The organism is Ruegeria sp. BHSA163 (assembly GCF_059613365.1).
This window is the reverse complement of record NZ_JBXWSJ010000096.1, coordinates 1-8159: the sequence shown is the minus strand read 5'-3', so window position 1 is coordinate 8159 and position 8159 is coordinate 1. Positions and strand designations below refer to the sequence as shown.

Genomic DNA, 8159 nt, shown 5'->3' with positions numbered 1-8159 from the left:
CTCGTCAGCCTCATAACCTAAAGGTCTGAAAAAAACAAAAAACACCAAAACTAAAACCAAAAAAGAATAATAAACGCAAAACTGCCCAAACAACACAAACCAAGCAAAAAATTGGGTTTCAGATTCCCTGCGGGCATTGCGCATAAAGAATCGTCAATCCGCTTATTAGTAAGGCCAAACCAGCAGGAAGTCGCCGTTTTGGGTGCGTAGGCAATTTGTGGCTTCAAATTGTCCAATTATAGACAAATTTTCCTCTGACTATGCCCGCAGTTTGGAGGATCGGTGATGTCGGAAGCAAGTTCCCTTGAACGAGAAATGCTCAATCTGATTAATTCGGAGCGCGTTTCGCGTGGGCTTGATCCAGTCCAGTTAGAGCTTCGACTTAACGCGGCGGCAGAAGAGCACAGTGATTGGATGCTCGAAACGGGTACATTTTCGCATACTGGGGAAGGCGATAGCTCAGCGACTCAACGAATTCGCGAATCTGGCTTCGTCTTGTCCGGGTCGTGGTCTACCGCCGAAAACATCGCATGGCAGAGCCAGCGCGGTGTTCCAGGTTTCAGCGATGATGTCGTTAATTTGCATGACTCGTTGATGAACAGCGATGGACATAGGGCGAATATTCTCAATCCGGCACTGGCATACATCGGCATTGGGATCGAGATCGGTACCTTTCAGGGCGTGCCTGCCGTGATGGTGACGCAAAACTTTGCACGGACTTCAGCCGGTGTCCAATTGGACGAAGGTGGAAATGCCGGAACGGACGACAGCCTACCGTCTGAGCAGGCAATCGCTCCCGAGGAAAACGCTGAAGTGGAAGCGACACCAACCCTTGAACAATTCACGCTAGAGAGTGAGAGCGGCGCGCTCAGGGGTACTCCGGAAGAGCTAGACAATGATGTGATAACCAACTTTGACGAAGGTAATCAGCTAATCCTCGAAGGAGTCCAACCAGGCCGATCCAATATTCAATTTAACAGAGACTCAGAGATCGAGGTGGATTTAGACGGCGATGGTAATTCAGATGTTACAATATCGCTCATTTCTGGGCGGTCAGAAGGAGACATTTTCGCAATCGCAGTCGACGGGAATACCATCATAAGTTACGCCAAGTACCTTCCTGACCTGTCGGATGGGGACAGAGTAAGCCGAGACCAGATCAACGGCGTGGTCAACAAAGAGTTTTTGTCAGGTGACGGTGCGACGGATTTTCAGGTCGAACTGCTCGATATTGGGCACGCAGGGTACAATAACGTGTTGGGGGTCTACGATATCCTCGACAATGGCGAAATCGCCAATGTGCGATTGTTGTACGACAACACCAACCGCGACACTGGCTCAGTCACCATTTCAGACGTGGCGGATGGCAGCAGACTCGGGTTCTTTGTTGTTCAGAATGCTGCAGATTGGGCAGCCGATGTGTCAAACAGCGACGTGTTGGAGTTTCGAGCCGGCAATGGTGCAGTTGCCGATGTGGACGACGACTTTGATCTAATACTTTTTGTCAATGGAAACTCAGCCAGTGTAAACACGTTCCATGCGGAAAAAGCCTTACTGAATACCGACGATGAACAACATGCACTTTCGGGAATTGCCGACGGTGGGAATGCAATGATTATCGGTTTCGAAGACCTTACCGGCGGTGGTGATCAAGATTTTGAGGACGTTGTATTTTCAGTCACGCGTATTGAAACCGACGCGTTATCAATTGCGTGAAAGCGGCCAACCTTCTTTACCGTGGGGACACACTGGTAGTTTTTCTTACCGCACCTGACCGCAAAGGTCTAAAAGCTTGGTGTATGGCTGAAATTGGGTGTCCATCGCCAACCGCGACACCCATCATTTCTTTTCGAAGAACAAGACTACTTCACCCAGACGAACGCCAAAGCGCGAGACATAGGCTCGATTCAACAGTCGGTCATCTGACAAAAGCCACATCCAATCATCGAAATTGACACGCATTGTGCCGTCTTTCACAGGCAGGTCGATCTTGTACTTCCAGTTGAATGTATCACCGCGTTCAATACCGGTTGCCGTACCCAATACACCGGGTGCTGTCCCGGTCCAAGTGTCGTCAGATGTTTTGTTCAACGTCCAAACGCGTTGTTCCGTTGCCCCGTCGTCGTACACAAAGTCTTCTACTAATGTCAGAGTCCGACCATCCCAAGTTCCGTCAATTTCAACGGTAAAACGGCGCGGGATGTTGCCCAGAACATCCTGAAACTGACCATACGCTACGGTTTTTCCTTCAAAGAACTCTTCTAGGTTCAATTGCCGGTCGGACAAAAATGTTTTGGGAACCCTCGGCTTTGCTGAGCAGGCTGCTAAAACTAAAAGTCCGGTTACCGCAAGAATTCCAAGAAGATAACGTCGAGCAATCATTGCAGTGTCCTCGGCGCTGCTTCTGCGTCAAAGCCGTTTGTTCCGGGTAGATGTTTCAAGACGGCCTCTGGCGCTGGTCGCATTGTTGCGACCAGCTCTGCGACTTTAATTCCGAATTTTCGCATCTCTGACCGGTTCATTATCGCTCCGTTTTCCGTCAGGTACATCCAATCGGTTACTTCCAGCGTGTGCCCCCCAGCATCCTCTGGCAAAATAATCCGATAGTTCAACTTGACCGTAGAGCCAGAAACTATCCCACGACCTTCGCCGACTATGTCTTCTGCGGTTGCCGTAAATTTGTTTCCCGTTCCCAAAGTGAGGTGCCATTTCCTGGTCATTTGCTTGCCATTGGAATAGGTAAAATACTCTGCCAACGTGCCTGAGTTACCTTCCCATTCACCGACCATTCGGGCAACAAAGCTGTTCGACATTTTGCCGTTGGGACCATAAATTAAGCCTTCTGACAGAATTTCTCCGTTCAGGTGTTTTGTGAGTGAAAACTGAGGTCCGGTATCAGCATAATCTGAAGGAGTCTGCGCACGAAAGCTGAGGAACCGACCTCGAACTACGACTAGCGCAATAACCACCAGCAAGAGTACTATCAGAAAGTTCATTTGACGGTTACCTCTGTAGGTAGGGTCAAAACCATTCCAAACGCGCCCAGCTTTAGAACGCAGGGCAATACGGCGTAGGCTAAGTTGAGTGTTTCTAAAGCCTGAACGGAATTGGATTGACCGGGATTGAAGCCACTGCGTTCAAGCAGCGGAAGAGTAAAAAATGCAGCCAGAGCCAGCCCCAGCTTGCCAGCAAATGACCAAATTCCAAATGCTGCTGAGGCATTCAAGCCAGAACGTGTAAGAACGACCGAGAACATCGCCGGTAGTACAACCATGTCCGCGCCCAACGCCGCTCCGGAAGCAAAGCATATCAATGCAAAACCCGTAAGTTCGCCAGCCGGCAACATGGCGGCGCCGACGAAACCGGCAATCGACAATGGCATGGCGATGATCAGGGTCTGTTTGGGGCCTATTCGGTTTCCAAGCTTGGCCCACAGTGGAACGCTGGTACCTGCGCTGAGAAAGAAAAGTATCAGCAGTGGCCCGGCCTTCCCCGGTAATTGCAGTCGGTCTTCGACAAAAAACAAGAACAAAGTCGAGGTTATTGCGACTGGCAGGCTATTGACGAGAGCAAGCGTAAGTAAACGAAGGGCACCTGCCTGACCAAGCCCGGCAAAAGAAAGGCCCTGCCCTGTAATCGGAGTTCGGCGCCACATGGGGAATGTCAGCAGGATGGTAAAGATAGATAAAAAGCCAAGAAACATTCCGAACGCGGGATATCCTTGCGCTTCGGCGCCGATTGCCACGAACAATGCGGGGGCGCTTGCCGCGGCGATAACTCCCGCCAATTGGCCGCCTTCGCGATAAGCGGCCAACCTCATCAATTCAGCAGAGTTCGGTTTTTTGGCCAATGTCGCACTGCGACCATAAAGTAAAATCGTCCCAAGGCTATAGGCGGAAAATAGCAGGATCAAGATAACGACAAGAGACAGAATGCTGGCGTCCTCCGGTAAAGAGAACAGCAGCGGAAAGCCGACGGCCAAGCCAATCGCCGCCATGGTGGCAAACATCAATTGAGCGCCAGGCCAACGATCAATCGCCCAACCGATCAAGGGGTCTTGGACCAAGTCCACCAACCGGATCGCCAGCAATAAAGTCCCGATTACGCCAAGCCCAATTCCAAGATTTACCGAGGCAAATCGCGGAAGGTGGATATAAAGCGGGATACCCGCCGCAGCGAGCATAAGCGCGTATAGGCTGACACGCGGATACAGCATTATTGCCCCTTAAGCTGTCGCGTGAAGTTTGCCGATCTGGTGTCGTCCCCAAGGAAAATTGACATGAACGCCCGTTTGATCCCGAGGCTGGAAAGCGCACAGGTCTTGTTCCCGTTGCGCCAGAAATCGACTTGGTTTGGACCTTCGGAAATTGCCAGATAACTGTCGCCTTTACTGACTGCCTGAAAGCATTGTTCCAATTGCGTCTGCGAAGGAGCTTTGTTACCTTGGCGTTCAATCTCATCGAGCGTTGATTGAACCAAAGCCTTCTGTTTTAGGGACTTTCGGTAGGTCAGTTGCAGCCCGAAATCCTCATTCCAACTGAAAGGTCCACCCCTAGGTGTAAACAGTTTTGCGTCATAAATAGGCAGGCCCAGATACCGAAAAGTGGAAGTCCCTCGAAGTTGCGCGTCTTTGAGTGCACCCGCCAGCGGCGAGGCCGCCAGCCAGGCTGGCGGCAACAACAAGACAATTACCAGCGCTACGCGCCAGATGCATTTACTCGGCCGCAACAGAGACAGCCGTATCTGGTTCAAGAATGCCATTGTCAGCTCCGATTCTATGCGGGGTGCGTTTCAGCAGATCGACGACATGCATCGCGCTCGCAATCCCGTCTTCGTGAAAGCCGTGCCGGTTGTACGCTCCGGCAAACCACGTTCGGTTCTGTCCCTGCATCTCGCGGATTTGCCCTTGTGCTCGCAGGGCAGCTTTGTCGAATACCGGATGGGCAAATTCGACTTCATCATAGATTTTATCCGCAGCGATTTCTGGTGATGCGTTCAGCGTTACGAATAGTGGATCACTGTCAGGAATATTCTGAAGACGGTTCATCCAATAAGTCACGCCAACATTGCCGCCGTTTGAACGATAGGTCCAACTTGACCAGCAGGCCCGGCGACGCGGCATCTGGCCTGGATCACAATGCAAATAAGCTTTATTGGGCTGATATCGTATCGACCCGAGTGCATCCCTTTCGACCGATGTCGCTGAATCGCCCAAGATCGACAATGTTTGATCCGAGTGCGTGGCCAAAATAATCTCATCAAACATGTCAGGCTGCCCTTGGCTGAAGACGGTGACGCCCAGATCGCACCTTTCGATATGGTCAACCGGAGCGGACAAACGAATGTCTGAGCCACGGGTTCGCAAGGCTGCCTCAAGACGACGTACGTATTCGATACTGCCGCCTTTTACTGTCCACCATTGGTGTTGCTTAGAGCGATCGCCCGCCATCAAGGCATGATTTCGGAAAAATTGAACCAAGGATCGAGCTGGAAATTGATCAACAAACTCGGTTGGTGTGGACCAGATTGCGCCACACATAGGCATCAAATAGTTGTGACGAAACCAATGACCCAGGCGCAGCTGATCCACGAGCTCTCCAATTGTGGTGTCGTCATCCCGTGCCGCAGTCGGGGCCTCTTTGCCAAATCTCACTATGTCCGCAATCATCTTGTAATATGCAGGACGTGCAAGATTGCGCTTTTGAGCAGTCAACGTACGTAAGTTATTCAGACCATACTCGATTCGACCGTTGTCTATGGTCGCACCAAAGCTCATCTCGCTCTTTGTGACAGGAACGTTCAGCTCTTCAAACAATTTGGTGAGATAAGGGTAGGTGATGTAATTGAAAACTATAAAACCGGTGTCAACGGGTTGATCACCGTTTTTGCCTGCCATCACCGTTCTGGCATGTCCCCCAAGGCGAGGCTCTGCCTCGAAGATGGTGATGTCATGGTCTTCTGAAAGATAGTAAGCTGCGGATAGACCTGAAATGCCTGCACCTACAATCGCGATTTTCTTGCGTACGCCTCGTGTCTCGTCGAACATATGATCCTCTTTGTGCGACATTTTACAAAGGGATACGCAGCGTTCGCTCGATTGGATCAGTCAAGTTAGATTATTTTCTCAAACGTTCTATATTTAGTGCTGGCCTGATCTTCCGGATCGAGGATGATCCACACGAAGCATTGAGACGTAATGTCCACAAGATGTCCAAAGCAACTTTTTTGAGACGTTGGATCCTTATGATCCAGACGTTCCGGATAGCCCAACCATGAGCAGTTTTGACGGAAAAACATATTGGATTGTCGGGGCCAGCGAAGGATTAGGTCGTGCTCTGGCTGAGGAGTTAAGCCGTCAGGGCGCGCATCTGGTTTTGTCGGCCCGCAATTCAGAGCGGTTGACCCAGATTTGTGACGACTTAGCCAATGCAAAGGCGGTTCCGTGTGATGTGACTGATTTAGAGTCTGTCCAGAAGGCCTTGACCGAAGCCGGACCAATTGATGGGTTGGTTTACAATGCAGGCGCTTACGATCCGATGCGTACGACGGACTGGAATACCGAGTCAGCGTTGGTCATGAGCGATGTGAACTATCTGGGCGCCCTGCGCGTGCTTGGTGAAGTTGTTCCGGGTTTTGTTAAAGCTGGTCACGGTGAAATTACCCTGATCGGTTCGCTGGCGGGATATCACGGGCTGCCTGCCGCGATTGGTTATGGTTCTAGCAAGGCTGCTATGATTTCCCTGGCCGAGACTATGCGGCATGATCTGGCGAGCAGCGGCGTGACGGTGCGGATCGTCAACCCGGGTTTTATCAAGACGCGCCTGACTGAAAAGAACAGTTTCAAGATGCCCATGTTGATGACGCCCGAGGATGCAGCGGCCCGGGTGGTAAAGGCGATGTCGCGCCGCCGCTTCCGTACGGATTTCCCGGCCCCATTCTCGTGGCTGATCCGCCTGATCGACTATCTGCCGGATTTTCTGGTTTATCGCGGAAAATAGAGTCTACCCAAACTCTCCCTGACAGAACCATCCCGCAGACATAGTGCCGCCATGGCCGTAAAACAGCCATAACCTTTCACCTTGTTCGGTTACTACCACCCAGTAATCGCGAACTCCGCTGCGCCAGTTTGGATCATCCAACCACCACTCTGGCGCAATCCGTTCCGGGCCGGTAGCTTGCGCCAGTTGCCACTCGCGCCCGCGCCAGCGAAAGGTATTCGGCACGTCTGGGGTTTCTGGCGCCATAACCGGTTCGGGTTGCCACATTTGCAAGGGTCTGGGACGTGGCGGGGCGGGCCAGTCGTGGGCGGGTTCTGACCATGCCGCGGCCAATGTCTGCGCGGTTTTTTCGGGGATATGAGAGGCTGCGGGATGCCGCCGTGTAATCACCTCAAGCCCTACTCTTGCGCCTAGTTTACCAATTAGATCATCAACAGCCGTATTTCCTTCAAGGCGATTGCGGGCTACGCGGCGTGCCTCGGCATGGCCTGCCATCGTACGGGCGTGGATGGGTTCAGTTTGCACTGCCTCAAGCCGTAGCATGTCAATGCCATAGCCCGCGTCGATCTTGTCAATTTTCATCTCTAATAAAGGACGAATGCGGTGTTTATCAAAGGTCGGTCGGGCCAGACCCACCTCGATAATCTCAGCCGCCTGATCGGCGCGATGCGCCTCAAGCCGCAGGGTACGGACGCCGCGGCTTTTCTCTTCCAACTTTGCGCAAAGTGTAGGCAGGACCCGGTCAATGGCGGCCATTACGTCTTCGATTAACCCGATTGGGTTGGGTAGGGTCATACGCACTGCAAAGTGATGCGGTGGGCGTGCGGGTGAGACTGGTTCGGGTGCGCTACCCATTGCCTGATCCAACCGCAGTACCAATCCCCGCCCAAATCGCCGCGCCAGAGAGGCGCGAGGTTGCCCCAACAGATCGCCAATCTGGCGCAGGCCCAAGCGGTTCAGCTGCGTCACAACCTGATCTTCCAACCGTAATGCTGCGATAGGTAGGGGGCTGAGTGAGCTATAGGCATGCCCCGGTGGCGCGATCCGAGCACCGCCACCCAAAGCCGTCACTTGCGGTGCGGCTCCGCCTTTGGTCCAGTGTCGCCGCTTGCCCGCCCGGGCGCGGGTGGCACGGGCTTCTTGGCTGATTGCGTCGCCATT

Annotated in this window: 8 protein-coding genes; 2 read left to right on the top strand and 6 right to left on the bottom strand. The window is 52.4% G+C overall.

Going from position 1 to position 8159, the window contains the following annotated elements; translation table 11 throughout:
• The first annotated feature begins 285 nt into the window (after positions 1–285).
• Complete coding sequence (locus tag AC2FNV_RS22750) at positions 286–1716, top strand: CAP domain-containing protein (protein WP_170602926.1); 1431 nt, start codon at positions 286–288, stop codon at positions 1714–1716.
• Between the two features lie 123 nt (positions 1717–1839).
• Here AC2FNV_RS22750 and AC2FNV_RS22745 read toward each other — a convergent pair whose 3' ends face one another.
• Genes AC2FNV_RS22745 through AC2FNV_RS22725 form a run of 5 tightly spaced genes read right to left on the bottom strand, consistent with a single transcriptional unit; the run spans position 1840 to position 6046 of the window.
• Positions 1840–2382 (bottom strand): DUF3833 domain-containing protein, encoded by a 543-nt coding sequence (locus tag AC2FNV_RS22745; RefSeq protein ID WP_170479663.1) that lies wholly within the window; start codon positions 2380–2382, stop codon positions 1840–1842.
• Positions 2379–2996, bottom strand: coding sequence for a DUF3833 domain-containing protein (locus tag AC2FNV_RS22740; protein ID WP_170610564.1), 618 nt, complete (start codon positions 2994–2996; stop codon positions 2379–2381). Before AC2FNV_RS22740 ends, AC2FNV_RS22745 begins: the two co-directional genes overlap by 4 nt.
• Entirely contained in the window at positions 2993–4216 is a 1224-nt protein-coding gene (locus tag AC2FNV_RS22735) for an MFS transporter (protein ID WP_170602930.1), read from the bottom strand. Before AC2FNV_RS22735 ends, AC2FNV_RS22740 begins: the two co-directional genes overlap by 4 nt.
• The gene (locus AC2FNV_RS22730; RefSeq protein ID WP_170602932.1) at positions 4216–4761 is read right to left on the bottom strand and encodes a hypothetical protein; all 546 of its coding nucleotides are present in this window, start codon (positions 4759–4761) and stop codon (positions 4216–4218) included. The genes AC2FNV_RS22735 and AC2FNV_RS22730 overlap by 1 nt, the downstream gene beginning before the upstream one ends.
• Complete coding sequence (locus tag AC2FNV_RS22725; RefSeq protein ID WP_170602934.1) at positions 4715–6046, bottom strand: NAD(P)/FAD-dependent oxidoreductase; 1332 nt, start codon at positions 6044–6046, stop codon at positions 4715–4717. The genes AC2FNV_RS22730 and AC2FNV_RS22725 overlap by 47 nt, the downstream gene beginning before the upstream one ends.
• Positions 6047–6272: 226 nt before the next feature.
• Here AC2FNV_RS22725 and AC2FNV_RS22720 point away from each other — a divergent pair, with 226 nt between their 5' ends.
• The gene (locus AC2FNV_RS22720) at positions 6273–6998 is read left to right on the top strand and encodes an SDR family NAD(P)-dependent oxidoreductase (protein WP_170602936.1); all 726 of its coding nucleotides are present in this window, start codon (positions 6273–6275) and stop codon (positions 6996–6998) included.
• A gap of 3 nt (positions 6999–7001) precedes the next feature.
• On the opposite strand, the gene AC2FNV_RS22715 is transcribed toward AC2FNV_RS22720, so the two are convergent.
• Positions 7002–8159: DUF6504 family protein (locus AC2FNV_RS22715; protein ID WP_496774611.1), on the bottom strand; the 1158-nt coding region annotated here is incomplete at its 5' end.

Coding starts and splice junctions, on each gene's coding strand:
- AC2FNV_RS22750 (WP_170602926.1), top strand. CDS start 286: ATGTCGGAAGCAAGTTCCCTTGAACGAGAAATGCTCAATCTGATTAAT.
- AC2FNV_RS22745 (WP_170479663.1), bottom strand. CDS start 2,382: ATGATTGCTCGACGTTATCTTCTTGGAATTCTTGCGGTAACCGGACTT.
- AC2FNV_RS22740 (WP_170610564.1), bottom strand. CDS start 2,996: ATGAACTTTCTGATAGTACTCTTGCTGGTGGTTATTGCGCTAGTCGTA.
- AC2FNV_RS22735 (WP_170602930.1), bottom strand. CDS start 4,216: ATGCTGTATCCGCGTGTCAGCCTATACGCGCTTATGCTCGCTGCGGCG.
- AC2FNV_RS22730 (WP_170602932.1), bottom strand. CDS start 4,761: ATGGCATTCTTGAACCAGATACGGCTGTCTCTGTTGCGGCCGAGTAAA.
- AC2FNV_RS22725 (WP_170602934.1), bottom strand. CDS start 6,046: ATGTTCGACGAGACACGAGGCGTACGCAAGAAAATCGCGATTGTAGGT.
- AC2FNV_RS22720 (WP_170602936.1), top strand. CDS start 6,273: ATGAGCAGTTTTGACGGAAAAACATATTGGATTGTCGGGGCCAGCGAA.